Annotated in this window: 24 protein-coding genes; 8 read left to right on the forward strand and 16 right to left on the reverse strand. The window is 56.5% G+C overall.

Features of this window, described 5'->3' with window-relative positions; translation table 11 throughout:
- Positions 1 to 88: 88 nt before the first annotated feature.
- The gene (locus ACOT0L_RS09210) at positions 89 to 499 is read right to left on the reverse strand and encodes a rhodanese-like domain-containing protein (protein WP_023300088.1); all 411 of its coding nucleotides are present in this window, start codon (positions 497 to 499) and stop codon (positions 89 to 91) included.
- 73 nt (positions 500 to 572) lie between these two features.
- Here ACOT0L_RS09210 and ftrA point away from each other — a divergent pair, with 73 nt between their 5' ends.
- Positions 573 to 1,571 carry a transcriptional regulator FtrA gene (gene ftrA, locus ACOT0L_RS09215; RefSeq protein WP_368995259.1) on the forward strand — a complete coding sequence of 333 codons (999 nt, stop codon included), beginning with the start codon at positions 573 to 575 and terminating at the stop codon, positions 1,569 to 1,571.
- Positions 1,572 to 1,719: 148 nt separating this feature from the next.
- Here the strand turns inward: ftrA and ACOT0L_RS09220 are convergent, their stop codons facing one another.
- Positions 1,720 to 2,082 (reverse strand): hypothetical protein, encoded by a 363-nt coding sequence (locus tag ACOT0L_RS09220; RefSeq protein WP_015570547.1) that lies wholly within the window; start codon positions 2,080 to 2,082, stop codon positions 1,720 to 1,722.
- Positions 2,083 to 2,324: 242 nt separating this feature from the next.
- Between ACOT0L_RS09220 and ACOT0L_RS09225 the strand changes: the two genes are divergently transcribed.
- Positions 2,325 to 2,558, forward strand: coding sequence for a DUF2554 family protein (locus ACOT0L_RS09225; protein ID WP_126503026.1), 234 nt, complete (start codon positions 2,325 to 2,327; stop codon positions 2,556 to 2,558).
- Here the strand turns inward: ACOT0L_RS09225 and ACOT0L_RS09230 are convergent.
- Both ACOT0L_RS09230 and ACOT0L_RS09235 read right to left on the reverse strand, forming a co-directional pair.
- Complete coding sequence (locus tag ACOT0L_RS09230; RefSeq protein ID WP_126503027.1) at positions 2,555 to 4,519, reverse strand: peptidase U32 family protein; 1,965 nt, start codon at positions 4,517 to 4,519, stop codon at positions 2,555 to 2,557. The genes ACOT0L_RS09225 and ACOT0L_RS09230 overlap by 4 nt on opposite strands.
- 80 nt (positions 4,520 to 4,599) lie before the next feature.
- On the reverse strand, positions 4,600 to 5,127 hold the full coding sequence (locus ACOT0L_RS09235) for a helix-turn-helix domain-containing protein (RefSeq protein ID WP_032624275.1): 528 nt from the start codon (positions 5,125 to 5,127) through the stop codon (positions 4,600 to 4,602).
- Between the two features lie 92 nt (positions 5,128 to 5,219).
- Here ACOT0L_RS09235 and ACOT0L_RS09240 point away from each other — a divergent pair, with 92 nt between their 5' ends.
- Entirely contained in the window at positions 5,220 to 6,386 is a 1,167-nt protein-coding gene (locus tag ACOT0L_RS09240; protein WP_126503028.1) for a benzoate/H(+) symporter BenE family transporter, read from the forward strand.
- On the opposite strand, the gene ACOT0L_RS09245 is transcribed toward ACOT0L_RS09240, so the two are convergent.
- Complete coding sequence (locus ACOT0L_RS09245; protein ID WP_022648088.1) at positions 6,366 to 7,238, reverse strand: helix-turn-helix domain-containing protein; 873 nt, start codon at positions 7,236 to 7,238, stop codon at positions 6,366 to 6,368. The two genes, ACOT0L_RS09240 and ACOT0L_RS09245, sit on opposite strands and share 21 nt — an antisense overlap.
- Positions 7,239 to 7,412: 174 nt before the next feature.
- Between ACOT0L_RS09245 and ACOT0L_RS09250 the strand changes: the two genes are divergently transcribed.
- Positions 7,413 to 8,309 (forward strand): DMT family transporter, encoded by an 897-nt coding sequence (locus ACOT0L_RS09250; RefSeq protein ID WP_022648087.1) that lies wholly within the window; start codon positions 7,413 to 7,415, stop codon positions 8,307 to 8,309.
- A 33-nt stretch (positions 8,310 to 8,342) separates the two neighbouring features.
- On the opposite strand, the gene ACOT0L_RS09255 is transcribed toward ACOT0L_RS09250, so the two are convergent.
- Positions 8,343 to 9,017: a DUF3313 domain-containing protein gene (locus tag ACOT0L_RS09255; protein ID WP_022648086.1), complete on the reverse strand. Its 675-nt coding sequence runs from the start codon at positions 9,015 to 9,017 to the stop codon at positions 8,343 to 8,345.
- A 134-nt stretch (positions 9,018 to 9,151) separates the two neighbouring features.
- Entirely contained in the window at positions 9,152 to 10,747 is a 1,596-nt protein-coding gene (locus ACOT0L_RS09260) for an ABC transporter substrate-binding protein (RefSeq protein WP_022648085.1), read from the reverse strand.
- A gap of 111 nt (positions 10,748 to 10,858) precedes the next feature.
- Between ACOT0L_RS09260 and pepT the strand changes: the two genes are divergently transcribed.
- Positions 10,859 to 12,088, forward strand: a complete 1,230-nt coding sequence (pepT, locus tag ACOT0L_RS09265) for a peptidase T (protein ID WP_023306176.1) — start codon at positions 10,859 to 10,861, stop codon at positions 12,086 to 12,088.
- Here pepT and tehB read toward each other — a convergent pair.
- Positions 12,085 to 12,678 (reverse strand): tellurite resistance methyltransferase TehB, encoded by a 594-nt coding sequence (tehB, locus tag ACOT0L_RS09270; protein WP_126503029.1) that lies wholly within the window; start codon positions 12,676 to 12,678, stop codon positions 12,085 to 12,087. The two genes, pepT and tehB, sit on opposite strands and share 4 nt — an antisense overlap.
- Positions 12,678 to 13,673 (reverse strand): dicarboxylate transporter/tellurite-resistance protein TehA, encoded by a 996-nt coding sequence (tehA, locus tag ACOT0L_RS09275; RefSeq protein ID WP_126503030.1) that lies wholly within the window; start codon positions 13,671 to 13,673, stop codon positions 12,678 to 12,680. The genes tehB and tehA overlap by 1 nt, the downstream gene beginning before the upstream one ends.
- 121 nt (positions 13,674 to 13,794) lie before the next feature.
- On the opposite strand from tehA, the gene ydcK reads away from it, so the two are divergent.
- Complete coding sequence (gene ydcK / locus ACOT0L_RS09280; RefSeq protein WP_045308099.1) at positions 13,795 to 14,775, forward strand: YdcK family protein; 981 nt, start codon at positions 13,795 to 13,797, stop codon at positions 14,773 to 14,775.
- Here the strand turns inward: ydcK and rimL are convergent.
- The 4 genes from rimL to ACOT0L_RS09300 all read right to left on the reverse strand — a co-directional run bounded on the left by rimL (position 14,770) and on the right by ACOT0L_RS09300 (position 19,254).
- Positions 14,770 to 15,309 (reverse strand): 50S ribosomal protein L7/L12-serine acetyltransferase, encoded by a 540-nt coding sequence (gene rimL, locus ACOT0L_RS09285; RefSeq protein WP_063152179.1) that lies wholly within the window; start codon positions 15,307 to 15,309, stop codon positions 14,770 to 14,772. The genes ydcK and rimL overlap by 6 nt on opposite strands.
- A 105-nt stretch (positions 15,310 to 15,414) precedes the next feature.
- Complete coding sequence (locus tag ACOT0L_RS09290; RefSeq protein ID WP_126503031.1) at positions 15,415 to 17,070, reverse strand: glucan biosynthesis protein D; 1,656 nt, start codon at positions 17,068 to 17,070, stop codon at positions 15,415 to 15,417.
- 230 nt (positions 17,071 to 17,300) lie between these two features.
- A complete protein-coding gene (locus tag ACOT0L_RS09295; protein WP_038416033.1) occupies positions 17,301 to 18,074 on the reverse strand; it encodes an ABC transporter substrate-binding protein in 774 nt (257 codons plus the stop codon).
- A gap of 10 nt (positions 18,075 to 18,084) precedes the next feature.
- Positions 18,085 to 19,254: a pyridoxal phosphate-dependent aminotransferase gene (locus tag ACOT0L_RS09300; protein ID WP_023306171.1), complete on the reverse strand. Its 1,170-nt coding sequence runs from the start codon at positions 19,252 to 19,254 to the stop codon at positions 18,085 to 18,087.
- Between the two features lie 113 nt (positions 19,255 to 19,367).
- Here ACOT0L_RS09300 and ACOT0L_RS09305 point away from each other — a divergent pair, with 113 nt between their 5' ends.
- Positions 19,368 to 20,210, forward strand: a complete 843-nt coding sequence (locus ACOT0L_RS09305; protein WP_022648076.1) for a LysR family transcriptional regulator — start codon at positions 19,368 to 19,370, stop codon at positions 20,208 to 20,210.
- Here the strand turns inward: ACOT0L_RS09305 and ACOT0L_RS09310 are convergent.
- Positions 20,197 to 21,702, reverse strand: a complete 1,506-nt coding sequence (locus tag ACOT0L_RS09310) for a carboxylesterase/lipase family protein (protein WP_126503032.1) — start codon at positions 21,700 to 21,702, stop codon at positions 20,197 to 20,199. The genes ACOT0L_RS09305 and ACOT0L_RS09310 overlap by 14 nt on opposite strands.
- 42 nt (positions 21,703 to 21,744) lie before the next feature.
- Complete coding sequence (gene hglS / locus ACOT0L_RS09315; protein WP_022648074.1) at positions 21,745 to 23,088, reverse strand: 2-oxoadipate dioxygenase/decarboxylase HglS; 1,344 nt, start codon at positions 23,086 to 23,088, stop codon at positions 21,745 to 21,747.
- Between the two features lie 227 nt (positions 23,089 to 23,315).
- Here hglS and ACOT0L_RS09320 point away from each other — a divergent pair, with 227 nt between their 5' ends.
- On the forward strand, positions 23,316 to 24,239 hold the full coding sequence (locus ACOT0L_RS09320) for a LysR substrate-binding domain-containing protein (RefSeq protein WP_022648073.1): 924 nt from the start codon (positions 23,316 to 23,318) through the stop codon (positions 24,237 to 24,239).
- A 41-nt stretch (positions 24,240 to 24,280) separates the two neighbouring features.
- Here the strand turns inward: ACOT0L_RS09320 and ACOT0L_RS09325 are convergent, their stop codons facing one another.
- On the reverse strand, positions 24,281 to 25,969 hold the full coding sequence (locus tag ACOT0L_RS09325) for a methyl-accepting chemotaxis protein (RefSeq protein WP_126503033.1): 1,689 nt from the start codon (positions 25,967 to 25,969) through the stop codon (positions 24,281 to 24,283).
- Positions 25,970 to 26,047 lie beyond the last annotated feature (78 nt).

Raw genomic sequence — 26,047 nt, forward strand, 5'->3', positions numbered from 1 at the left:
CTGGATGTCTAAACGTCCTGAAAAGATGTCATACCGGCTCGCCGCCGACAAACGAGAAAATTTCATCTGTGTTGAAATAAATTCATGTTCACAGAGCGGGTGATGAAGATCCTGCAAACGCGAACCGCTCATCTTCCCAGCCGGTCATGCCCCCGAGCATAATCTTAACCGGCAGACCCAGACGCGCCAGCTTTAGGGCCGCCCTGTCCGCCCCGTTGCAGTGCGGACCTGCACAATAGACGACAAACAGCGTGCCCTCCGGCCACGCTTTCATCCGCTCTGCGGTGATCTGGCTCCAGGGTAAATGCAGCGCGCCGGGCAGATGCCGCCGGGCAAAATGTTCAGGCTTTCCGACAACGTGCAGCAGAACAAAGTCCTGCTCACCGCTGGATACCGCGTGATGGACATCGGCGCAGTCCGTCTCGACACTCAGACGACGCAGAAAATGCCCCACAGCTTCCTGCGGCTCAGCAGCCGGAAATTCAGTAACATAGCTCATGAATCTTCCTCATTTGTGGTGTTTGTGTTAACACTACTCTATCCCTTAATTCAGCCCATGAATGCGTCCGCCTATGCCAGAAAACAGCAAAAAGATGACAAACTTAAGACATCCCTCGCCGCGCGCGATCGTGCTGGCATATGACGGTTTATGTACCTTTGAGTTTGGCGTGGCGGTAGAAATCTTTGGCTTGCCGCGCCCGGAGATGGGCGATGACTGGTATCAGTTTGCCGTGGCGAGCGTGGATGATGGCGAACTCCGGGCAACGGGCGGGATCCGTATTCTGGCCGATGGCGATCTGGGTCTGCTGGAGACGGCGGATTTGGTTGTCGTTCCCGGCTGGCGAGGGCTGGACGAACCCGTACCGGAAGCGCTCTGCCAGGCGCTCCGCGCGGCGCATGCCCGCGGCTGCCAGCTACTCTCGATCTGTTCTGGCGTTTTCGTTCTGGCAGCCACAGGCCTGCTTGACGGGCGGAAGGCGACCACCCACTGGCGCTATACGCAAGCGCTGAAAACACGCTATCCCGCCATTACCGTGGTCGAAGATGTGCTCTACCAGGACGAAGGCGATATTCTCACTTCCACCGGAAGCGCCGCGGGGATTGATCTGTGCCTGCACGTGGTGCGCCGGAATTACGGTATGGAAGTGGCAAACCGCGTGGCGCGTCGGCTGGTGATCCCGCCCCATCGGGACGGCTCGCAAACCCAGCAGCTTAGCCGACCGGTGGCTCAGTTGCGGGAGAGCCAGCGCCTCGGCCAGCTGTTTGATTATCTTCACCAGCATCTGGCCGTTTCCCATACCGTCGAATCGCTGGCTCTGCGGGTGGGTATGAGTCAGCGCACCTTTCTGCGCCGTTTCCAGGACGCGACCGGAACAACGCCCGCGCGCTGGTTATTGACTGCGCGATTGCACCGGGCAAAAGATTATCTCGAAAACAGTCGGCTCAGCATCGACAATATTGCGGAACAAACCGGATTTGGACAAAGCGCCACGCTGCGCCACCATTTCCGGCAGCAATTTGCGCTTTCACCCGCGCAATATCGCAAACAATTTTTACAGCCGGTACGATAAATGGGCAAAAAAAAACCGCCATAATCTGGCGGTAAATGCTTGCATGGATAGATTTGTATTTTGGTATCTACGTTCCGGTATTCCATACCGGGATGTGGATCACCTGCAATCTACCACTGTGAGCCTCAACGAAGCATAAACGAATCGATTAACCCGCTTTGGTATTAATTTGCAGATAACGCATCAGCCCCTGCTCTGCACTCTGGCGGGCATCATCATTAATCGCTTCGAGATAAAACGCACGAGAGACCCCATACGGCGCCTGCTCGGATGGGTAAACAGCGAACTGGAAGGTTTTGCCCCTCGCCTTATTGGTACAGCCCAGCTCCCAGCGATCTTCACTTACCTGGGTGCTATTACATTCGACACGTCCGTAATCGCTGGTTAAATACGATCCGACACGGCTTTTTGCTGACTGAATATATTCTGGTTCTTCATTTGAATAGATGCTGGCCGCAGCACCCACCGCAACCACTACGCCCAGAAGTGATAGCACGATTATTTTTTTCATTTATTCGATCCAATCCTTAGCCAGAAAAATCTTATTGTAAATGATTTCCCAATAAATCTAGCTTCTCTTTGCATACCAGAAATGGGAGTTTACAACGGCGATATTGCTTTTAAGAATAGTCTTAAGTGAGTTTTATGGCGACCACAATTTTTGACAGTCTATTTTCTCAAATTTAAAGAGTCGAATAATTACTCTATGAAATTATCCCTACGATGACCGTAGCGTATTTTCGGGGGTAAAAGATGTTCAGAAAAGGCTTTTCGCTACTGCTGGTGATTAGCGCCCTGTTCTCAGGGCAGATTATGGCGGAGCACAAAGGACATGAATTTCTTTACGTGAAAAACGCCGACCATCAGCTTCGTCATGAAGCTGACAGCGACGAGTTACGCAGCGCGGCAGAGGAGTCTGCGGAGGGGTTGCGCGAGCACCATGTATGGCAGAAATCGCGCAAACCGGATACCCATTCTGCGGGTTAGCTGCCTTTACGCTTCGGCAGGGTTTTCATCAAATCGTCAGGGCTGACGGAGGCCACAATGCTGCCCGGAGACGGCATTTTGAAGATGTGATTCTTCATCTTGCCGATAACGTGCATTTCACACGGACGGCAGTCAAACTTCAGCGTCAGTACTTCATCGCCATTCACCAGCTGCATCGGCGTCGCTTTCCAGCTTTTAATATTGCCTTTCGCCTGTTTCGGACAAAGGTTAAAGGCAAACCGCAGGCAGTGTTTGGTGATCATCACCGGCACATCGCCCTTCTCTTCATGCGCTTCATACGCGGCGTCAATCAGCTGCACGCCGTGACGATGGTAAAACGCACGCGCTTTGTGGTTGTAAACGTTCGCAAGGAAAGAGAGATGCGTGTCCGGGTAGACCGGCGCAGGCACCGCTTCGGCCTTACGACTGCCGCGCGGATAGTTTGCCAGGCGTGCTTCATCCAGCATCTCTGCCGTTTCACGGCGGAACTGGTTCAGCAGGCTGTTCGGCACGAACAGCGCATCCGGCAGATTCACCTCAATATTGCGCGCATAATAAATGGTCTGCCCGAGCTTCGCTACGCCATCCTTGAGGTTGCTGAGCGCTTTCTCCGCATTGTTCGCCACCTCGAACAGGCCGTCGAGCGTATGCGTCACGCTGATGCCGTCTTCGCAGGTCATGGTCAGGATCAGCTGCTCTTCCCAGCCACCCAGCGCGATATCCACCGCAATGCGACGCTCGCTGGAGGTCTTGAGCAAGGCCTGCTGCCAGTTGTGATCCAGGTTACGGTTCAGCGCCGCATTCGGGCGGGCTTTGCAAAGGTCGGCAGGCATTTCGTTCGGCCAGACGCGATAACGATTTTCGCCGGTTTTCTCCACCGTATTGGCGCGAAAACCAACCACTTCACGTTTGATCATCACGTTGAGACCATCGCCGTTCGCCAGCGGCTCTGTAACCTGAACGTCAAGATGATCCTTCGCCACTTTCAGCACTTCACCCACCGGCAGACCAATAAACTTCGGTGAATCGAACGCGCCAATATCCCCTTTGCGCGCATTAACGAAATAATCCGTACTGCCGCGGTGGAACGTTTTGTCCGTCGATGGAATAAAGAAATGCTCTGTACGACCGGCGGACGCGCGCGCCAGGTCACCGCGATCGTCGATGATGGCATCCAGCATCTGACGATAATGGGCGGTGATATTTTTCACGTAGCTCATGTCCTTGTAGCGGCCTTCAATTTTGAAGGAGCGTACGCCGGCATCGATCAGCGCGCCGAGGTTTGCCGTCTGATCGTTATCTTTCATCGACAGCAGGTGTTTTTCGAATGCCACCACGCGGCCCTGATCGTCTTTCAGGGTATACGGCAGACGGCAGGCCTGAGAGCAGTCGCCGCGGTTAGCGCTGCGCCCCGTCTGGGCGTGAGAGATATTACACTGCCCGGAATAGGCCACGCAAAGCGCACCGTGGATAAAGAATTCAATGGTCGCGTCGGTGGCCTGGTGGATATCGCGGATCTGGTTCAGGTTCAGCTCACGCGCCAGAACAATCTGCGTAAACCCGACGTCTGAAAGAAACTTCGCCTTCTCAACGGTGCGGATATCGCACTGGGTGCTGGCGTGCAGCTCAATTGGCGGGATATCCAGTTCCAGAACACCCATATCCTGAACGATCAGAGCGTCAACGCCGGTCTGGTAGAGATCGGTAATAAGACGCTGCGCGGGCTCCAGCTCATCATCATGAAGAATGGTGTTCAGGGTCACGAACACCTTCGCCCCGAAACGGTGGGCGAACGGTACCAGTTCGGCAATGTCGCGCAGGCTATTGCTGGCGTTATGACGGGCACCAAAGCCTGGGCCGCCAATGTAGACGGCATCCGCACCGTGAAGAATGGCTTCACGGGCAATGGCGGCGTCGCGGGCCGGGCTTAGCAGTTCAAGATGATGGGGGTGCAGGCGCATACTTCGTCGTTATCCGTTATGGTCAAAATGGCGGCTATTGTAGTCAGAAGTCTGTGCCAGTGAAACCGTTTTGCGACGCTTTAGCGGGGATAATGGATCAGAGAGTGAAAATGCACCGTCCGGGTGCTGCTGTTGCGGTACGCGTGCGGTTTATCGCCGGCAAAACGCACGCCGGAATCAGCGTATAGAGTGCGCCAGACACCGTCGATATGCATATCCAGCTCACCGCTTATCACCACCACGTGTTCAATCACCCCGGCTTCGTGCGGCGTGGACTCACTCAGCGCGCCGGGCGACAGGGTGATGGAGAAATGGTCGAACTTAAGCTGTTCATCCCAGGGGAAAAGCGGTTTCACCACCATCGCCTGCTGCTGCGGATCGAACACCGCCTGCGGTTCGCTCTCTGGAGTGATAAACGCCGAAAAAGGTACGTTCAGCCCGGTGGCAATTTTCCACAAGGTTGAGACCGTCGGGCTGGACTCATTGCGTTCGATTTGCCCAAGCATCGCTTTCGACACGCCCGTCTCTTCCGCCAGTTTCGACAGGCTCCAGCCCCGCGCCTGACGCAGCGCTTTCAGTGTGGTTGCCAGATGTTGAGTGATATCCATAGTTCCTCCTGTTGGGGCAAAGCATACCACTTGTACGCTATAGCGCACAGTGATACCTTATCCCGGACGTTATAACGCACAACGGAGTTCACATGCGATCGACTGCCTCTCTCTTTCCTGCCGTGCTGGCTGGTTTTGTTGCCGTTCTGGTGGGCTACGCCAGCTCTGCCGCCATTATCTGGCAGGCGGCTGCGGCGGCGGGCGCCAGTACACAGCAAATCGCCGGATGGATGACCGCGCTGGGGCTCGGGATGGGGATCAGCACGCTTGCATTGTCGTGGTGGTATAAAGCCCCGGTGCTGACCGCCTGGTCGACTCCTGGCGCGGCGCTGCTCGCCACCAGCCTGCAAGGCGTGACGCTGGCGGAAACCATAGGGGTATTTATATTTGCGAATGCGCTGATTCTGCTGTGCGGCGTCACTGGCCTGTTTGCCCGGTTGATGAAACTGATCCCGCACTCGCTTGCCGCCGCTATGCTGGCAGGCGTGCTGTTACAGTTTGGCCTGAAGGCATTCAGCAATCTTGAGGGACACGTGCTTCTTTGCGGCAGTATGCTGGGCGCCTGGCTGATGGCTAAAGCCGTAGCGCCCCGGTACGCCATTGTCGCCACGCTGCTGGTGGGGGTGTTCGTGGCCTGGGCTGGAGGTGACGTTGTCACGAATAAAATGACGTTATCGGTGATCATGCCGGAATTCATTGCCCCTGCGTTCACCTTCACCAGCCTGATCAGCATCGGCTTACCCTTCTTCCTGGTGACCATGGCGTCGCAGAATGCGCCCGGCTTCGCCACCATGCAGGCATCGGGCTATCCGCTGGCGGTCTCACCGCTGATCGTTGCCACCGGCGGGCTGGCGCTGCTGTTGTCCCCCTTCGGCGTCTATTCCATCTGCATCGCCGCCATCACCGCCGCCATCTGCCAGAGCCCGGACGCCCACCCGGATGCCAGTAAACGCTGGCTGGCAGCGGCGGCCGCAGGTGGGTTTTATCTGCTGGCGGGGGTGTTCGGCGGGTCGATTTCGGGGATGATGGCCGCCCTGCCGCTGAGCGGCATCCAGACGCTGGCCGGGCTGGCCCTGCTCGGCACTATCAGCGGGAGTTTGTATCAGGCACTGAATCATGAAGCAGAGCGCGACGCGGCGATCGTCACCTTCCTGATGACCGCCAGCGGCGTCACGCTCCTGGGAATTGGCTCCGCTTTCTGGGGGCTGGTGCTGGGTGGGATCTGTTACGCTGTCTTCTCACGCCTTCGCCGCGCGTAGCTGTGACGGCGTGATGCCGGTCATGCTGCGAAAACGGTTACTGAAATGGCTGGCGGAGTTAAATCCGCAGGCAAGCGCGATGTCGGTGAGCGGCGTGGTCGTGTGCTGAATCAGCGCTTTGGCCTTCTCCATGCGGCGCTGCATGACGTACTGATGCGGCGCCAGCCCCATCGACTGGCGGAACATCCGCGCAAAGTGATACTCACTGAGTGCGGCCTGGCCCGCCAGTTCCGCCAGCGTTAAGGGTTGCGCCAGATTTTCCTCGATAAAGGCCAGCACGTTGCGCAGCACAAACGGCGATAGCCCGCCGGTGACCACCGGTAACTTCCACTGGACGCTGGAATAGTGCTGGACCAAATGCGTCAGTAATAAGGTCGACGCAGTGCTCAGGGTGAGCTGATTGGCGTTTTGCTGCCAGTCGCAGCCGAGCAAAAACTGGCGATAAAGGGCGGTGATTTTCGGATCGCTGCCGAAGATTTTTTCCTCCAGCGTCAGCGATAGCGGTCGTTTATCCCAGATTTTCTCCCCCACGTCCCGCAGGTGTTCATCGGTGCAGTAGAGGTGCACGAACGACAGGTCATCACGAATATCCCATGTGGATTCGCTCTCTTCCGGCATCAGACAAAAACGGTCCGGCCCGCCGCCATTTTTCCAGCCACCCGGCGTTTTTTGATAGCTTTCATAGCCATCCGCCACGTACAGGCTAAGGGTGTGATGGTTGCTTTTCACGGTGATCGTGTCGTGCTTGTTGTACCACGCCGCCAGTTGAATGCCAGTATTGAGCGCGACGGTTTCCCGCAGCACTGCATTTTTTTGGCGTAACGTTTCAAAGGTGTCGTAAACGAGAGACATGGCCGTAAACAGGTGATTAATCAGACTGTCAGTCTAAGAAGTGTTGCAGCCTGTTACCAGCCATTGTGCGAGAAAAAAGCGCAAGAATTTGCAAGTCCGGCGCAAGGCGATGAAAGCCGGGGCCCCCTTCTTTCGCCACACTGTTGTTTTCCGCGGTATGAGAAGAGAGACACCATGAACGCATTACTCTATGGGCTGGTTGTTGTTATCTGGGGCACGACCTGGATCGCCATTTTTTTACAACAGGGGCCGGTTGCAGCGCCGGTCTCCATTTTCTGGCGCTTCGCCGTGGCCAGCGCCACGATGATGATCGTCCTGGTCGCCCTTCGTCGCCTGCGCAGGCTGGCGCTGCGGGATCATCTCTACTGCATGCTTCAGGGTTGCTGCGTTTTCTGTTTCAACTTCTGGTGCTTTTACACCGCCGCCGCCCATATCAATACCGGCCTTGAGTCGGTGATTTTCTCGATGGCCGTGCTGTATAACGCCATCAACAGCTTTATCTTCTTCGGCCAGCGTCCACCCGCGCGCTTCTGGACGGCGGCAGCGCTGGGGCTTATCGGGATCATTACCCTGTTCTGGAACGATCTGCTCGCCAGCGGCTGGAGCGCGTCATTGCTTACGGGCATCGGGCTTTCCGCCCTCGGCACCTACGGCTTCTCGCTGGGGAATATGATCAGCATGCGTCATCAGCGAAACGGTCTGGAAACCATGACCACCAACGCCTGGGCGATGCTGTATGGCACCGTCGTGATGGGCCTTATCGCTCTATTCAGGGGCGAAAGCTTTATGCCGGAATGGACGGTGAGCTATATGGGGGCGCTGCTCTATCTTGCTCTGTTTGGCTCGGTGATTGCCTTCGGCGCCTACTTTACGCTGGTAGGCCGCATTGGTCCCGGTAAGGCCGCGTACAGCACCCTGCTGTTCCCGCTGGTGGCGCTGTCGATTTCAACGGTGTACGAGGGTTACGTGTGGCATATCAACGGGATCGTCGGCCTGCTGTTGATATTGGGGGGAAATATGGTGATGTTTACGAAACCGGAAACCTGGTTCCGCCGCCTGCTGACGGCATAAAATAACGGCCTGCGTAGATGCAGGCCGTTTTTATTATTTTGCTGTCTGATGGACATCAAACATGGTGGCATCGGTCGCCATATCATCCACAACCTGTTTCAGTGTGGCGAATCCCAACGGCGTGTTCTCGTTGGCAAGCTCTTTACCTTCACCTTTACGAACAACTTTAACTACCGGTTTGTTCGTGGCCGCATCAATCAGCTCACCTTCAAAGAAAAGATGCGTATCCATGGTGCGATGGCCAGTTGCCATCTGCGTACCCGCAACCAGCAGCGCGACGGGCACCACTTCATAGAACTGCAAACCTTCTTTCTCTGAGCTCACACCCGTGATGGCGCCGCGGAAGATCAGGCTGTGTTTGCCCGGCGTCGTCACAATTGGCTTACGCTGGCCAATCGCGTTTTTTAATGTGTTATTGGTGTAACTCAACAATTCATCAAGCGTTTTTTGCCCAAGCTGTGTGGTTGGCTTTGGTGTCGGATAATAGGTTATCGGGGTCCAGATAATACTGTCGTAGTTCGCCGGATCATAGGAAGGATCGACCCAACGCAAGGTTGGTTTCCCGGTTGCTGATGTCATCTCCTGCAAGTCAGAGTAATCTTTTAAAAAGCCTGAATATTGATCGGGGGCTGCGACTTTTGACGCACAGCCAGAAAGGGCCAACAGGCCAGAAAGCACTGCAACTTTAAAAAAAGTGGAAGTACGCATGATGGAGTTCCGAGTTATCTGCAAGTATGCACTTGAAGTTATAACAAAAAACAGAGGGAAATGTTGTGGCAAAAATGACGGGGAAGGCACAAATTGTGAAAATAGTGCCCGGACCGGATCCGGGCAGAAAAATATTACTGTTTTATATCTACCTGCCAGAACAGATGTTTGCCGAAGGGATCGATTTCATAGCCCGTGACCTCTTTTCTGACTGGCTCAAAAATGGTCGAGTGGGCAATCATAACCGCCGGCATTTGATCGTGCATCATCTGCTGCGCCTGCTTGTACAGCGCCACGCGTTTTTCGCGATCGGTTATCGATTTTGCTTCGGCAATCAGGTTATCAAACGGCTTATAGCACCATTTGGCCGAGTTCGACCCGCCGTTGGCGGACGTACAGGTAAACAGTGGTCCGAAGAAGTTATCCGGATCGCCCGTCGCAGTTGTCCAGCCCATCAGCGCAGCCTGATGCTCCCCGCCCTTCACGCGCTTCAGATATTCGCCCCATTCGTAGGTCACGATTTTGGTCTGCACGCCTACTTTCGCCCAGTCCGCCTGGATCATTTCAGCCATACGCTTCGCGTTCGGGTTATACGGCCGCTGCACGGGCATAGCCCACAGATCGATGCTTACGCCGTTGGCAAATCCCGCCTCCTTTAACAGCGTTTTCGCTTTTTCTGGATCGTAATCGTAGTCTTTCAGCTCGCTGTCGGCACTCCAGACGCCAGGCGGCAGCAGGTTTTTCGCCGCCGTGCCGGTGCCGTGGAAGACCGCCTCAATGATGGCCGGTTTGTTAATCGCCATCGCCAGCGCCTGGCGCACTTTTACGTTATCCAGCGGCGGCTTTTGCGTGTTAAATGCCAGGAAACCGGTATTCAGACCGGCCTTGCTCATCAGGTTGATGTCTTTGTTAGCCTTCATACGCGGCAGATCCGCCGGGTTTGGGAACGGCATCACCTGGCACTCATTCTTCTCGACTTTGGCAAAACGCACCGAGGCGTCCGGCGTGATGGTGAACACCAGTCGATCCAGCTTCGATTTTCCCTGCCAGTAGTCCGGGAAGGCGGTAAAAAGGATGCGGGAATCCTTCTGATATTGCGCCAGCTTAAACGGCCCGGTGCCAATCGGCTGCATATCGACCTTTTCAGGCGTGCCCGCTTTAAGCATGGCATCGGCATACTCCGCCGACAGGATGGAGGCAAAATACCACGCCAGATCGGCAACAAACGGCGCTTCCGGGTGCGCCAGGGTGAAGCGCACGGTGCGATCGTCAACCTTATCAATGGCGGTAATCAGGCTGCCGAACTCCAGACTTTCGAAGTTGGAATAACTGCCGTTGGAGACGTTATGGTAGGGATGATTCACATCCTTCTGGCGCATAAACGAGAAAATCACGTCATCCGCGTTGAAGTCGCGCGTCGGCGTGAACAGTTTATTACTGTGGAATTTCACCCCTTTGCGCAGGTGGAAGGTGTAGACCTTACCATCCTCGCTCACCTCCCAGCTTTCCGCCAGGCTCGGCACCAGTTCGGTAGTGCCCGGTTTGAAATCGACCAGACGGTTATAAACCGGTACGGCGCTGGCGTCCACGCTGGTCCCCGACGTATAGAGCTGAGGATTGAAATTTTCCGGCGATCCTTCGGAGCAATACACCAGCGTTTTTGCCGCGACGGTGGAACTGACCGTCAGCGCAGCAAGCGCCAGCGTTATCATTGTGAATGTGCTTTTCATCATTTATTCCTGTCTTTTTAATTCGACGGCTAATTACTTCTTTTGCCATTTCATAAATAACATTAAAGTGATGGCGCAAACACATGAAAAATAAATACAGAAGGAAACACTATGGGCTCAGAACTCTCCAGACAATTAACCCAACGCTTTTTCCGCTATCTCGCCATCACCAGCCAGAGCGACCCGAAAGTCAAAACCCTGCCCTCCACCCCGGGCCAGCACGACATGGCGCGGGAGCTGGCGAAGGAGCTGGAAACGCTGGGGTTAGACGATATTGTGATTGATGAGTTCGCCACCGTTACCGCCGTGAAAAAAGGCAATATTCCCGGCGCGCCGCGGATTGGTTTTATTACCCATATCGATACCGTTGACGTCGGTTTATCCCCGGATATTCATCCACAAATATTAACCTTTACGGGAGATGATCTCTGCCTGAATAAAGAAAAAGATATTTGGTTGCGCGTAAATGAGCACCCGGAAATTCTGGCTTATCCTGATGAGGAGATTATTTTCAGCGACGGAACCAGCGTATTAGGCGCAGATAATAAAGCGGCCGTCACCGTGGTCATGACGGTGCTGGAAAACCTCACCGCTGAACATAAGCATGGCGATATTGTGGTGGCGTTTGTGCCCGATGAAGAGATTGGTCTCTGTGGCGCGAAAGCGCTGGATTTGAAGCGCTTCGACGTCGATTTTGCCTGGACCATCGACTGCTGCGAGTTGGGGGAAATTGTTTACGAGAACTTTAACGCGGCGGCGGCTGAAATTCGCTTTACCGGCGTCACGGCGCACCCGATGTCCGCCAAAGGGGTGCTGGTCAACCCGCTACTGATGGCAACGGATTTCATCAGCCATTTCGATCGCCAGCAAACCCCGGAATGCACCGAGGGGCGCGAAGGTTATATCTGGTTTAACGGCATCCAGGCCGGGCAAAACGAAGCGGTGCTGAAAGCCAACATTCGTGATTTTGACAAAGAGGGTTTTGCCGCCCGCAAGCAGCAAATTGCCGATGTGGCAGCGCGGATTGCTGCGCAGCATCCCACGGCAAACGTGGAGTATCGCATTGAAGATACCTACAGCAATATCAGCAATGCGATTGGCGAAGACCGCCGCGCGATCGACCTGATGTTCGAGGCGATGGAATCGCTCGGTATCACCCCAAAACCGATCCCCATGCGCGGTGGCACGGACGGGGCGGCCCTGTCAGCCAAAGGCTTGCTCACCCCGAACTTCTTCACCGGCGCCCATAACTTCCACTCAAAGTTTGAGTTTTTACCGCTGTCGTCGTTCGAGGCCTCCTGTCGCACGGCCCTGCAACTCTGTCTGCTGGCCGCGCGTTAAGCGGGCTTGCGTGCGAGCATGGTGGCGAAGCGCAGCTTGATACGGTTCCCGTTGGCATCGGTACGGTGGAGTTCCCCCACCTCTTCGTTGTACTTGATCAGCTCCCAGCCTTCGTAGTAGTGGCTCAGTTCACCGGTCTTGAAGGCAAACGGGAAACCGACGGCACACGGATAGTCCTCCGTATCCATGGCGGCAACGATCAGGTTATAGCCGCCTGGTTTAGTGCAACGCTGCATATTGGCGATAAGACCAGGGATGGTTTTCGCTTCGAGAAACATCAACACGACGGTGGAAAGAATAAAGTCATATTTGCCGTCAAAAGTCAGGTTGTTCAAGTCCTTTATCGCCGTTTGCAGATTCGCGATCCCTTCCGCCGCCTTAATGCGCTCGATGTTATCGATGCTCATCGGGTTTTTATCCCACGCCGTCACGTCATAGCCGTTGGCAGCGAGGTAGAGGCTGTTACGGCCATTTCCGCAACCGAGATCGAGCGTTTTTCCCGGCTTAACAATGTCCGCGCTGAGCAGGACCTCTGAGTGCGTGCGGGTCAGCCCATATTTCTCAGTAAAGTAGTTTTCATCGACAGTCATTATTTTTCCTCAGATTGCATTAGCAGTGCCTTATCAGCGCGCACCAGAAGTTTGCCCTGCATCAGCAAGATAAAAGTACGGACCAGCAGCATCGCGATGATGACGTTGGTGAAAATAAACAGGGGAACAGCAAGGGCGTGAAAGAACCCTGACGGGCTACTTTGCCCAAGATGCAAACCGGTGGTCGCCAGCGCCGACACCCCGAACGAGAAGCTCCAGAACGACGCGTTGAACGGCTGTGACAGATACCACGGCATCAGACGCAGCATAAACAGGAGTTGCAACAGACCATAGCCGAAAAGCATTTTGGCGAAGGTGTCCGCTTCGCCGCCGTTGACGCTAAACCAGGCGCTACAAGCCACCAGGGCAGGCGCAAGCTGGATCCCAAGCGAGGTACGAAGCGCCGCGGGCAGTTCGCCCGCGCTGCGCAGGCGTTGCAAAATGACCGGCTCCAGGCTCAGCCAGGAAAAGACCCCGGCGCCAAGGAACACCAGCCCCGCATCGTGGAAACCCAGCGCACCGCAGGCCATGGCGCTGATAAAATTGTTCGCTACCGTCGGCAGATACAGTCCCGGCGTCGTGGCCTCTTCCGGATGCTTACCGCGCCACAGCCCGGCGCTTTGCCAGGCGGCATACGCAAGCTGGATCACCACGCCTACGCTAAACAGCACCAGCGACACCGGTCGGCACCACGGCACAAAGCCAATGGCCACCAGTAGCGTTGTGGCAGGAAACAGGCTGACAAAACTGCTCATTACCGGATGCCGCATCTCGGCCAGCACGCTATGTGGAAACCGTACCGCACGGGTAAGAAACGCCACGCTCAGCAGGAACCAGATCGCCACCGCCAGCGCCACCAGGATCTCGCCCGTCCAGCGCGTCACCGGCCAGATAGTACCGGCATAACGCCAGGCGAACCCCATACCTATGGTACCCAGAACCATACCGAAATAACCGGCGGGCAAGTTAAGAACGCGTTGGTCTTGGTTATGCATTTTTTTTAAACTTTAAAATGTATTTTAAATGCCATTTTAAGGGGTTTACCGTGCAGACGCCAGCACTTCGAAACGCCAAAAGTTTGCTACGTTTAGTGAATGGCTTTTCAGGGAAAACACGATGACAAAATACAGGCTTGGCAATGAAACGCGTCTCTGGCGCTGGCAGGATGGATCAACGCCGTGCACAACCCTACTCAGACAGATTATTGCCGCAAAGGATTTTAACGATGTGACCAGCGGGACAAAAGGTGGTTGGGTTGAGGATGAACACGCGCTCGCCCAGGACGGGGATTGCTGGGTTTATGATGAAAACAGCGTGGTGTTTGCCGGGGCCAGGATATCCGGCAACGCCCGCCTCACCCAACCCTGCATCGTAAGCCACCGCGCACACGTAGGCGGCAACAGCTGGCTTGACGCGGCAGAGGTAAGTCACGGCGCGGCAATAAGTGACAACGTCACTATCCAGCACTCCACCGTACGCGGGGAATGCCGTATCGCGGGTGACGCGCGGGTGCTGCATAATAGCATGGTGATTGCAGCCAAAGGGCTGACACCCGACCGTGAGCAGATCCTGCAGATTTACGACAGAGCCACGGTCAGCCAGTCGCGTATTGTGCATCAGGCGCAAATCTACGGCGATGCCATGGTGACCTGGGCCTTTGTTGAGCACCGCGCGGAGGTGTTCGACCGCGCCATTCTTGAGGGCAACGCGCTTAATAACGTCTGGGTGTGCGACTGCGCCAAAGTGTACGGCAACGCCCGCCTGCTGGCCGGTTTAGAGGATGATGCCATCCCGACCGTGCGGTACAGTTCACAGGTCGCGGAAAACGCCCTCGTCGAAGGTAACTGCGTTATCAAACACCACGTATTGATTGGTGGCGAGGCGTGGTTACGCGGCGGGCCGATCCTGATTGATGACAAGGTCGTTATTCAGGGGCGAGCGCGTATCAGCGGCGATGTCCTGATTGAGCATCAGGTGGAGATGACAGACGATGCGGCGATCGAGGCGCTGGAGGGTGAAAGCATTCACGTCCGGGGAGCCAAAGTGATCAACGGTGACACGCGGATCACCCGGACGCCGCTGCTGGGGGCGCTATAGCGGGAATAACCTGGCGTACAGGTTTACGTCATCGAAGCGGCCGTTGAGCATTTCCGCTTCCCGCAAACAACCTTCCAGCGTAAAACCGTTGCGCTGCGCCACGCGGTTACTGTTATGGTTAGCCACGCGACATTTGATCACAAAGCGGCGGATCTCGCCGCGCTCAACGTAATAGCGCATAAACGCCTGTAGCGCCTGAGAGAGAATGCCCTGCCCCTGATGCGCTTTGTCAAGCCAGTAGCCGATGTACCCGGCCTTATTCGCAGGCTCTATCGCGTTAAAAGAAAGCACGCCCACCAGCTCGTCCTTCATGAAAATCAGGAACATTTTGGCGTAGCCGCGCTGGTGCAGCATCTGATTGCTCTGAACGTTACGGCGCGTGTCCTCTTCAGTGCCGACATGCTGCGCCCAGTCGAAGGCGGTTTGCAGCCAAGTTTTGTTTTTAACAACGAGGTTATGCAGATCGGTGGTATAGCGCTCTTCGACGGCGCGAAGCTCGATTTCCTGGGTTACGGGGATAATTTCTGAAGACATAGTGCCTCTTAATTGCCGGGTGGCGCTAACGCTTACCCGGCCTACAAATGCGTCCGAATCAGGCCGGGTAAGGCGAAGCCGCCACCCGGCACAAACCCATAAGGACTAACGCATGATCCGATCGTCAACGTAGTTACGTTTGTCCGGCGCGGGCGGGAAATACTGGTACAGCCAGGTCTCGCTGATGGCGTCGCCCTGACAGCGCAGGAACAGACGCATATCGACCGGCTCGGTGGAGTCAGAGGTTGGATACCAGTCAAACAGAATGCGATACCCGTCGAACGGCTCGACGTAGAGGATCTCCACCTGCTTCGCTTCACCGCTGGACAGGGTGATCACCGGCTCAATGCCCTTCGGTGCGGCGGCCTTCAAATCGCCCCCGACGAAGTCAATGGCAAATCGACGGGCCCACACTTTCGGGTAATTCTCACCCGGCGCCCAGCCCTCCGGGAAGCCGCCCATACCGGTACGGGTAGCGTAGACGTTTGCCAGCGGTGAACGCACCGGCGGCTGCGCGCTCCAGTAGAGACGGTATTTGAAGTCCAGTTCATCACCCGCCTGCACCGGTTTCTCCGGCTGCCAGAAGCAGACCACGTTATCGAGCGTCTCGCCGGTTGTCGGGATCTCCATCAGGGCGATGGATCCTTTACCCCAGTTGTTGCGCGGCTCGACCCACAGGCTTGGTCGCTTGTTATACCAGCCCATGACGTCCTGGTAATGGGAGAAGTCACGGTCAAGCTGCAACAAACCAAAGCCTTTCGGGTTTTTATCCAGATAAGCGTTAAATTGCAGCTTTTGCGGGTTGTTCAGCGGTCGGCAGATCCACTCTCCGTTACCGCGCCACATTGCCAGGCGGTCTGAATCGTGGATCTGCGGATGAATGGTGTCGCACATGCGGCGTTCGTTGTTGCCGCAGCTGAACATGCTGGTCATCGGCGCGATGCCGAGCTGCTTGATGTCTTTGCGCGCATAGAGATGGTTTTCGACGTCCATGATCACCTGGCTCTTCTCACAGTGGATCACAAACTTATAGGCACCGGTAATGCTCGGGCTGTCCAGCAGCGCATAGACGGTAAAGGTGGTATCGCCCGGCTTAACGGTTTCAAACCAGAAGGAGGTGAAATCCGGGAACTCTTCCGGGGTGTCAGTAAAGGTATCCACCGCCAGCCCGCGCGCGGAAAGGCCGTACTGGTAGGTATCATCCACTGCGCGGAAGTAGCTCGCGCCCAGGAACGAAACGATATCGCGTCGCGCCAGTTCGGGCGCTTTAAAGACGCGGAATCCGGCGAAGCCGAGGTCGCTCTGACCTTCAAGCTGTTTGGTATCCACGCCCGTATCGCCGTAGCTGAACAACTCTGGACGGAAGTGGATCTCACGCGCCTGAGAGGTGCTTTGATCCAGCGAGAACATGCGCACGCGGCGGCGGAATCCCATCCCCATATGGAAGAACTGGGCGTCCAGCTGGCGACCTTCAATGTTATTCCACAGCGACTGTTTCTCATCGTAACGGATGGCGTTGTACGCCTGCGGCGTCATGGTGGCCAGCGTTTCCGGCAGCGGACGCGGCGCACCACCCCACGAGGTTTTCGCCAGATCGTGCGCCATGGATTGCAGAACAGAGAAGTCAAAGCGACGGCTCTGACCGTCGGCAATGTCGGAGTCAGCAGCATACGCCGCCTGGGAAAACAGAGAAGCAAGGCCAGAAGTGCCGCTCAGGGCAGCCATTGCCAGGGAACCTTTGAGAAAACGTCTGCGATTCATGCCTGAGAAAACGTCCTTATGGTCGTGTGAATGAGTTTCGCGCGCAGCGAAATGACGGCAAGAAAGAACGCACAGCCTAAACAAAAACGGTTAAGAATCCAATTGTTGGCGGGTGATTATCTGAACAAACCGAGAAATATTTTCTGTCGACCAGAACGGCCTGAAAAAGGGGTAAAGTTATGTATAAAAGTGTCCCGGCTGGACATCAACAGCCGGGACCAACGAGGCGGTTATTTTACGCTGACATCGATACCCGGGAAGTACTTATCAGCCAGTTTAGCGATCGTGCCGTCGGCACGTACTTTATCAATTGCGGCATCAAGCTGCTTTTTGGTGGCCTCATCCCCCTTACGCAGCCCAAAGCCGATCCCACTGCCGAGGATGGTGTCGTCCGACACCGGTTTGCCGATAAAGCCAAACCCTTTACCCTGCGGCTTGCTGAGGAAACCTGCCTGCCCGGCCGCTGACATGACCAGCGAGGCATCGATGCGGCCATTCAGCAGATCTCCCCAGGCCATATTCTGATCTTTATAAGACACCACGGTGACACCGTGCTTTTCCCAGTGCTCTTTGGCGTAGGTTTCCTGAATTGAACCCTGGAGAACGCCGATGGTTTTGCCCTTCAGCCCTTCCGGCGTGGCCTCTACCGCAGAACCGGCTTTGCCCACCAGCTGGGAGGGAATACGGTAGATGGGCTGGGTAAAATCAATGCTCTTACGACGCTGTTCGGTGATGTTCATCGCCGAGTTTATGGCGTCGAACTTTTTCGCCACCAGACCGGGAATCAACGCATCAAACGAGGTTTCTACCCAGCTGCACTTCAGCGCGGCGGCTTTACAGATGGCATTTCCCAATTCTACGTCAAATCCTTCCAGCTCCCCTGAGGCATTGCGGCTTTCAAACGGCGGATATTCCGCTTCCAGCCCGTATCGCAACTCGGTAGCAGCAAACGACGAGAATGAACACAGCAGTCCTATGCCGACAACTAACGCGCGTAATTTCATCTCAAATTCCTTAACGTGGTGTAACCCGACAAAGGGCCTGGGCACCTGCCCGTAACGTCGCCTCATCTTTCGCAAAAGAGAGACGGATCAGTTTATTGTCCGTGCCATCGGCATAAAACGCTGACAGCGGAATGGTGGCAACCCCGTACTCAACAATCAGCCTTTTCACCATCTCGCTGTCGCGCTCGTCGCTAAAGCCGCTGTAATCCGCAAGCAGGAAGAACGAACCGGCACTCGGAAGCAGCCTGAACGGTGAGTCGGCGAGCAAACTTTGCAGCAGATCGCGCTTGCGCTGATAAAACGCCGCCAGCGACAGCCAGGTTTGCGGATCGGTCATGTGTTCGGCAAACGCGTACTGCATCGGCGTATCGGCCGAGAACATTAAAAATTGATGGACCTTACATATTTCATCCATCAGCTCCGCGGGCGCCACACAATAACCCACTCGCCAGCCGGTGACGTGATAGGTTTTTCCGAAAGAAGAAATAATCACGCTGCGCTCCGCCAGTTGCGGGTGCGTTGCCATCCCGTGATGCGGTTCGCCATCAAAAACGACGTGCTCGTACACTTCGTCAGACAAAATGATGATGTCGGTGTGGCGCGTCAGCGCTGCCAGCTGGTGCAGATCGGCGGCTGAAAACACCTGTCCGCTCGGGTTGTGCGGCGTATTGACGATGATCATCCGCGTGCGTGGGGTAATAGCCGCGCGTACTTCATCCCAGTTCACGGCAAAATCCGGTACCGTCAGCTTAATAGCGATCGGCGTCGCCCCCTGCAGACGGACAATCGGCGCATAGCTGTCAAAGGAGGGCTCGAAATAGATCACCTCATCGCCAGGATGAACCAGCCCGCTGATGGCTGAGTAAAGCCCTTCGCTGGCGCTGGCGGTCACCAGTACCTCACTCGCCGGGTCATAGCGGGTGCCATAGAGCGTGGCAATTTTGTCCGCGATGCGCTCTCTGAGCGGTTGCAGCCCGGTCATGGAGGCATACTGGTTATGCCCTGACTCCATGGCGCGAGTGACGCCGGAGATAAGTTTTGGGTCGCAGGAAAAATTCGGCGCACCCTGAGAAAGGTTGATGGCGTTATGCCGGGCTGAAAGCTGGCCGATAACGGTAAAAATGGTGGTTCCTACATCGGGCAATTTGGAGCGGGTCTGCACCGGCGTTTTCAAAGTCATCCTCTGTCCCTTCTCGTGGTGAATGCATAACTATTCAAACAATAACTTGATTGCCGGGACAATCGAATTGTTGTCATAATAGCCATGACAAAAACGCATAGCTAAGGTGAGATATGTCGCGTCGTTCATTTCCGCTTAATGCCGTAGAGACGTTTATCGTGACCGCGCGTCACCTGAATCTTACCCATGCCGCGAAGGAGCTTTGTCTGACGCAGGGGGCGGTAAGCCGCAAAATTGCCTCGCTGGAAAGCTGGTTCGGCTTCCCGCTGTTCGAACGCCATGCTCGCGGCCTGCGTCTTTCTTCACAGGGAAGCGCCCTGCTGCCGGAACTGCAATCTGCGTTTGAGCACCTGCTTAACGTTGCTGAACAGGCGCGGACGCACCAGACCGTAATTCGTCTGAAAGCGCCTACCTGCGCGATGCGCTGGCTGGTACCGCGTCTGTTACAGGTCGAGCGCGAACAGCCGGAACTCCAGATTGCGCTGACCACTACCACCGATCATAACGTCAATTTCAAAACCGAATCCTATGACGCGGCGATTGTGTTTGGAACGCACATGAGCGCCGGCGATCTGCTGTTCGAAGAGGCCTTAACCCCGGTGATGAGCCCGCTGCGGGCCGGTTCTGCGCTGGAAACACTCACCTTCCTTCACCCCACGCGGGACAAAACGGACTGGACGCTGTGGCTGGCGAAACAGCCGCGTCCGGCGCCAGCTATGCTCAAAAATCAACACTTTGAAACCATGGATCTGGCCATTACCGCCGCCATTCAGGGGCTGGGCATCGCCATTGCGGATGAAACGCTGGTGGAGGAGGACGTGCGCGCCGGACGGCTGATGCGGCCTTATGATACGAGCATAAAGACGGGGGCGAGCTACCGGCTGGTGTTACGCGACGCACCCGACCCGGAGAACGGGCTGGATGCGTTTCGTGCCTGTCTGCTCAGTCGAGGCTGACGTGGTGTTTCATTACCCGTTTGAAGAGGCTCATACGGGCACGCATAAAACGGTTTTCAAGCCGAAAACCTGCATGTTTATTCACACCGATGCGCAACAACACGTCCCGCCCTTTCCGGCAGGCGGGCCAGCGCGTGGGCCCCACCAGGCTATCGTGTGCTCCCGCATCCCGGGCGAAGCTCACCCAGTAGTCCGCCACCTGAGCGGCGAAGGCCAGATCGCGTTCGTTTACATACTTCCGCGAGGGTTCCACCTGCCCAAGGGTATCGAACACGTAGGGCACTTCGTTACCGTGCCAGGCGCCGTTGGTATACGTCGCGTGCTCCGCTTCGGCCACATAATCAAACCAGTATCGCCAGCACAGGCCGCCTGCCCGCTGCTGCGCCTGCATCACCACGTATCCCATGGTGGTAAAGGCCATGTCGCGGCAAACCTGCCTGCCGAGTTCCTCATCGCCCTTCACGCCAGGATAAAGCAGCTTGATCAGCCCCAGGCCAAAGCGCCGCTCGCGACGGAGCTTCTGGATCTGCCCGGCAAGATCGACCCCGAACACCGACATCACGCTGGCTTCGTCGCTGTTTGACCCAATCATCACCGGTACTGAATGCTGACGGGCAGCGAAAAAGACATCGAGCATGGCCTCAGGCAAAACGCAGTCACCCACGATGGGCGCAGGGGCGATATTCAGTGGCGAGGTCAGCGGCCAGAACGCCTCAGGCGGGATCGCGCGAAGCTGTTCCGCGGTGGCATTTTGCAGGCCAAAATGGGCAGCAATCGCTTCGCCTTTATGCATGGCCTGCTCGCGCGGGGTGTCGGGCAGCGTGTACCCGCTTTGCACAATGGCTTTATGGAACAGTCCTCCCGCAAGCGGAGAAGCCATCAGCGACAGCACGCTGCGCGCACCGGCCGACTCGCCAAATACGGTGATGTTCTCAGGATCGCCGCCGAACGCGGCAATGTTATCGCGCACCCATTCCAGGGCCTGGATCTGATCGAGCAGCGCAAAGTTATGCACCACGCGTTCTTCTTCCCCTTCCAGCGCCGGATGGGCAAAAAAGCCGAGGTGGCCGAGACGGTAATTAATTGTCACCACCACCGTGCCGCGCTTCGCCAGCGCCCTGCCGTTATACGGAGGCAGACCGCCAGCGCCGAGGGTAAATCCTCCGCCGTGCAGCCAGACCATCACCGGAAGCGGATCGGCGCGTGCGACTGGCGACCAGACGTTAAGGTACAGGCAGTCTTCAGAGAACTGGCCGGGATCGCCGCCGCCCAGCTCCTGACAGCTTTCGCTGCTCTGCCAGCTGGAGGCGGAGAACGCCGTCGCCGGACGCACGCCATCCCATCGTGCAGGGGGGCGTGGGGAGCGCCAGCGCCACGGGCCAACCGGCGGTGCCGCATAAGGAATGCCACACCACACATGGGTATCGCCTTCAGTAGAACCAATTAGTGCGCCCTGGCGCGTTTCAACTACAGGGGCGGAGGGATTTTCCATACCAACCTTCTTTTTCCATCACACCCCTGCAGAGTAACGGTTTCAGAGCAAACCGCAACGCTGTTTGCTGCGCGCTTCCGCCTCCTCGTAAAGCGTAAACTCGTCGTACACCGCACAGCCGAGCGCGGCTTCGAAGGCATTGCGGCTGGCATTGCCGTGGCTGCGCGCCTGCGTTTCATTGCCAAGATTCGACTGGAAAATCCCCGCCGCGCTGACGGGCAGAAAATCCTCATAGGTGATCGGCTGCGCCACAACCCAGCCGCGTTCGATCAGCGGCTGCGGATCGTCGCCGGGACGAAACGCGTGGCGATGCGCCTCACCTGTCGGAGTCAGACGGTAGCGGAAATAAGCCAGCCCCTGACGGCGCAGGAACATTTCGCTGTCCGGGAAGGTGCTGAAGATCTCGCGCAGGTGAAGCTGATGGGTCAGGTTGTCTTTGCCGGTCCCGGCCTGATTTAACAGACGGTCGTACAGCTCGCGTCCTTTCGGCGTAAGGGCCACGCCCCGCTGCTCAATCTCACCGAAACGCGCGGTATGCGTACCCTTGTGTTCTCCCGCGAAAAGCACCGGCTCTTCCAGCGCCTTAAAGCTGGTCTGGCGCAGGAGGATCGGCACCTCGCGGCGCGGCGGGCCTTCAATCAGGATTTTCGGCTCAATGCCGTACTTCGGCATCAGCTCCTGTACCCGGTCGATATCCAGCGTGCGCGGCGTGAGATGGTTGATATGGCACCCCGGGAAACAGACCACGTCGGCTATCAGGCGATGTTCGTTGCTAAGCGCCAGATAGGTTTCCTGATCGACCGTCGCATGGCGATGCCAGCGGAAGGTTTCTAAGGCTTCCTGCACAAATTCGCGCGCCTGTGCCTCGGTAAAGTGTCCCTGTACATCATGCAGGTCGATCAGGTCCAGGCAGCGCGGCGTAAAGATGTTGCGCCGGGAGAGGATCTCTGCCGCCCTTTCGCGCAGCGCAACGTTTTCAATCAGCTCCAGGCGCAGCAGCGAGGTAAAAATGCGAAACGGATTACGGCAGAGCGCCGCATCGTCAGTCGGACGAAACGCCGTCGAGTGGACGGGCACGCCCGCCTGGGAGAGATCGTAGTAGCTGACCGGGTACATGCCCATAATGGCGAAGATCCGGCGCAGGGTGGAAAGCTCCTGCGCGGTGCCAACGCGGATCGCACCGTGACGTTCAACATTCAGGCGCGCCAGTTCGTCTGCATTTGCCAGTTGTTCATGTAAAAGTGGGTTATTTTCCAGAACCGCCAGGTTAACGTCCGCCACCAGTTCCAGCAAGGTGCCGTACTGCGGAACTTCCTGCTGGTACATCGCCGACATAGCCTGTGAAAAGTGTTCCCGAATATCATCAGCCGTGATGGTGTTCGCCATGATGTCATGCCTCCAGTGAATACTACCTGGAGTGTAGAGAAGCCCGTTCTTTTCGTTGGGAAGAATTTACAAATTGTGATCCAGGCAGACGAGTGGTCAAAGCATGGGCGTTTTCGAAAAACAGTTGTAACTCAAACAGATCAAATGTTAAAAATATTTTGCTATCAGGTTATCAAATTCAAACAACTTAACTTGTCACCCGCGTCGCTCTGTTTTTAACATCGCCTATGGAAAAAAATGGTCTGTTCAGTCAGCGCATACGCTTGCGCCATTTGCATACATTTGTGGCCGTCGCTCAACAGGGAACGCTGGGGCGAGCGGCTGAAACCCTTAACCTTAGTCAGCCTGCACTATCCAAAACGCTGAACGAACTGGAACAGCTTACCGGAACCCGTCTGTTCGACCGCGGCCGTCTGGGCGCTCAGCTTACGCTCGTAGGCGAACAGTTCCTGACGCATGCCGTTAAAGTTCTTGATGCCCTCAATACCGCCGGTCAGGCCTTAAACCGTAAAGAAGAGCAGGCCAGCGACATCGTGCGCGTGGGGGCACTGCCAACGGCGGCGCTGGGCATATTGCCTGCGGCGATTGGCCAGTTCCACCGCCAGCAAAAGCACGCCACGCTTCAGGTCGCGACCATGAATAACACCATGCTGCTGGCGGGCCTGAAGTCAGGCGAGCTGGATCTGGGCATTGGCCGGATGTCCGATCCGGAACTGATGAGCGGCCTGAATTACGAGCTGCTGTTCCTGGAATCACTGAAGCTGGTCGTGCGTCCGAATCATCCCCTGCTGCAGGATACCGTCACCTTAAGCCGCGTAATGGAGTGGCCGGTGGTAGTCTCCCCGAAAGGAACGGTTCCGCGTCAGAATGCGGAAGCGTTGCTGCAAATGCAGGGCTGCACGCTGCCTTCAGGGTGTATTGAAACGCTCTCGGCGTCTCTTTCGCGCCAGCTGACGGTGGATTATGACTACGTGTGGTTTGTGCCGTCCGGCGCGGTGAAGGACGATCTGCGACGCGGCGTGCTCACCGCGCTGCCGGTAACCTCACCCGGCGCAGGAGAACCCATTGGGATCCTGACGCGGGTAGATGCCCCGCTCTCTGAAGGCGCCCAAACGCTGTTAAGCGCCATTCGTAAGTCAATGCCTCTCTGACCCTAAACGCAGAACCCGCCGCGAGGGCGGGTCTGTCTTACTCAGAACGTTTCCCAGTTATCACCTGAGACAGCCGCCGCCGGGGTTAAAGGCGCGGGTTTTGCTGCGGTTGCGGCAGCAGTCCTTCTTGCTCGTGCCCCATTGAGACGAAACGCGCCAACGGCTTCCGTCAGACGCGCGCCCTGCTCTTCCAGCGAGGCCGCCGCCGCAGAGGCTTCTTCCACCAGCGAGGCATTCTGCTGCGTCACCTTATCCATCTCGGAAATCGCCTGGCTCACCTGAACAATGCCGCGGCTCTGCTCATCAGACGCGGCCGCAATCTCCAGCATAATATCGGTGACGCGTTTAACCGCCTCGACGATCTCATTCATGGTATTGCCCGCCGCAACCACCTCCCCGGAACCCTGATCGATAAGCGACACCGATTCATTAATCAGGCTTTCAATTTCTTTCGCCGCGTTCGCGCTGCGGCTTGCCAGGGTGCGGACTTCACTCGCCACGACCGCAAAGCCGCGTCCCTGTTCACCCGCACGCGCCGCCTCGACCGCCGCATTGAGCGCGAGAATATTGGTCTGGAACGCGATGCTGTTAATCACGGCGGTAATTTCAGAGATCTTCTTCGAGCTGGTGGAAATATTACCCATGGTTTTCACCACGCCGGAGACCATCTGCCCCCCGCGGCTGGCCTTACCGGAGGCATCTTCTGCAAGTTTACTCGCATGATGCGCGTTATCGGCGTTTTGCTTCACCGTCGCGGTGAGCTGCTCCATGCTGGCCGCCGTCTGTTCGATGGCCGCCGCCTGCTGTTCGGTTCGGGATGAGAGATCGGTATTACCCGCGGAGATCTCACTGGTTCCCCGGTAGATCTCCTCCGCCCCCTGCCGCACTGTGCCCACGGTTGTCACCAGCGCGTGCTGCATTGTTTGCAGATCGCGCGTCAGGCGGCCAATTTCGCTGCGCCCGGTCGGTTCGTCCGGCATGGTCAAATCGCCTTTTGCGATATTTTCGATACGCGTAGCGGCTCGCTGAAGCGGGTTTATCACCGTACGGCGCAGCACCACAAAGGTGATCACCGCCAGCGCCAGCGCCAGGCCAAACGCGCCGAACATAAACATCAGCCCCAGCCGGGTGCGGGTGTGAGCCTGCGCCGTCAGTGCGTTCGCGCGTTCGGTGCGGATTTTTATCGCCTTCAGCAACACCGCGTTATAGGCATCGTCCAGCGGACGCGCGGTCTCATTTTCATGGTTGATAATGGCTTCAAACATGCCGTTTTTGGCATATTTCAGCATCGGCTGCATACCGGCGATGTAGGCGTCATAGCGGGCTTTCAGATCGCCATCCAGCGCTTCATCAGCCTGAGTGCGAACGGTGCGCTTCATATAGGCGGCAAATCCATCCTGCGACTGCCTGATGCGGGTCTCAGCCTCAGCGATGTTTTGCTTCATCGCCTCCATCTCCGCGATGCGGCTCGCCGCCCCCGCGTGGATCATGTTGATACGGGCGGTGCGTAAATGGTTGGAACTGTTTGACAGACCGGTGCGCACCTGGATTTCTGCTGTGACATCCTGCTGATCGTTATCGGCCTGGAGCAGGAAATAGCCTGCCAGACCCGAGCTCAAGGCAAACAGGAGAATAATGCCACCGAGAATGGAGGAAAACAGCGGAACCAGCCGGATGTGATGCAAGAAACTCAGCTTGTGCTGCGCCTGCATCGATGTTGTGTTGTCCATGACCGTCGACTCTCTTATAGGTAAGATGCGTAAAAACACGCCTGTAAAAGAGTCATCGGCACAGCGGGGAATTAGATT

Source organism: Enterobacter cloacae complex sp. XAL002, assembly GCF_049236805.1.
In the GTDB taxonomy this organism is placed as follows: Bacteria; Pseudomonadota; Gammaproteobacteria; order Enterobacterales; family Enterobacteriaceae; genus Enterobacter; species Enterobacter intestinihominis.

Bases quoted from the DNA above. Each gene is read 5' to 3' on its own strand.
- ACOT0L_RS09210 (WP_023300088.1), bottom strand. From the start codon at position 499: ATGAGCTATGTTACTGAATTTCCGGCTGCTGAGCCGCAGGAAGCTGTG.
- ftrA (WP_368995259.1), top strand. From the start codon at position 573: ATGCCAGAAAACAGCAAAAAGATGACAAACTTAAGACATCCCTCGCCG.
- ACOT0L_RS09220 (WP_015570547.1), bottom strand. From the start codon at position 2,082: ATGAAAAAAATAATCGTGCTATCACTTCTGGGCGTAGTGGTTGCGGTG.
- ACOT0L_RS09225 (WP_126503026.1), top strand. From the start codon at position 2,325: ATGTTCAGAAAAGGCTTTTCGCTACTGCTGGTGATTAGCGCCCTGTTC.
- ACOT0L_RS09230 (WP_126503027.1), bottom strand. From the start codon at position 4,519: ATGCGCCTGCACCCCCATCATCTTGAACTGCTAAGCCCGGCCCGCGAC.
- ACOT0L_RS09235 (WP_032624275.1), bottom strand. From the start codon at position 5,127: ATGGATATCACTCAACATCTGGCAACCACACTGAAAGCGCTGCGTCAG.
- ACOT0L_RS09240 (WP_126503028.1), top strand. From the start codon at position 5,220: ATGCGATCGACTGCCTCTCTCTTTCCTGCCGTGCTGGCTGGTTTTGTT.
- ACOT0L_RS09245 (WP_022648088.1), bottom strand. From the start codon at position 7,238: ATGTCTCTCGTTTACGACACCTTTGAAACGTTACGCCAAAAAAATGCA.
- ACOT0L_RS09250 (WP_022648087.1), top strand. From the start codon at position 7,413: ATGAACGCATTACTCTATGGGCTGGTTGTTGTTATCTGGGGCACGACC.
- ACOT0L_RS09255 (WP_022648086.1), bottom strand. From the start codon at position 9,017: ATGCGTACTTCCACTTTTTTTAAAGTTGCAGTGCTTTCTGGCCTGTTG.
- ACOT0L_RS09260 (WP_022648085.1), bottom strand. From the start codon at position 10,747: ATGAAAAGCACATTCACAATGATAACGCTGGCGCTTGCTGCGCTGACG.
- pepT (WP_023306176.1), top strand. From the start codon at position 10,859: ATGGGCTCAGAACTCTCCAGACAATTAACCCAACGCTTTTTCCGCTAT.
- tehB (WP_126503029.1), bottom strand. From the start codon at position 12,678: ATGACTGTCGATGAAAACTACTTTACTGAGAAATATGGGCTGACCCGC.
- tehA (WP_126503030.1), bottom strand. From the start codon at position 13,673: ATGCATAACCAAGACCAACGCGTTCTTAACTTGCCCGCCGGTTATTTC.
- ydcK (WP_045308099.1), top strand. From the start codon at position 13,795: ATGACAAAATACAGGCTTGGCAATGAAACGCGTCTCTGGCGCTGGCAG.
- rimL (WP_063152179.1), bottom strand. From the start codon at position 15,309: ATGTCTTCAGAAATTATCCCCGTAACCCAGGAAATCGAGCTTCGCGCC.
- ACOT0L_RS09290 (WP_126503031.1), bottom strand. From the start codon at position 17,070: ATGAATCGCAGACGTTTTCTCAAAGGTTCCCTGGCAATGGCTGCCCTG.
- ACOT0L_RS09295 (WP_038416033.1), bottom strand. From the start codon at position 18,074: ATGAAATTACGCGCGTTAGTTGTCGGCATAGGACTGCTGTGTTCATTC.
- ACOT0L_RS09300 (WP_023306171.1), bottom strand. From the start codon at position 19,254: ATGACTTTGAAAACGCCGGTGCAGACCCGCTCCAAATTGCCCGATGTA.
- ACOT0L_RS09305 (WP_022648076.1), top strand. From the start codon at position 19,368: ATGTCGCGTCGTTCATTTCCGCTTAATGCCGTAGAGACGTTTATCGTG.
- ACOT0L_RS09310 (WP_126503032.1), bottom strand. From the start codon at position 21,702: ATGGAAAATCCCTCCGCCCCTGTAGTTGAAACGCGCCAGGGCGCACTA.
- hglS (WP_022648074.1), bottom strand. From the start codon at position 23,088: ATGGCGAACACCATCACGGCTGATGATATTCGGGAACACTTTTCACAG.
- ACOT0L_RS09320 (WP_022648073.1), top strand. From the start codon at position 23,316: ATGGAAAAAAATGGTCTGTTCAGTCAGCGCATACGCTTGCGCCATTTG.
- ACOT0L_RS09325 (WP_126503033.1), bottom strand. From the start codon at position 25,969: ATGGACAACACAACATCGATGCAGGCGCAGCACAAGCTGAGTTTCTTG.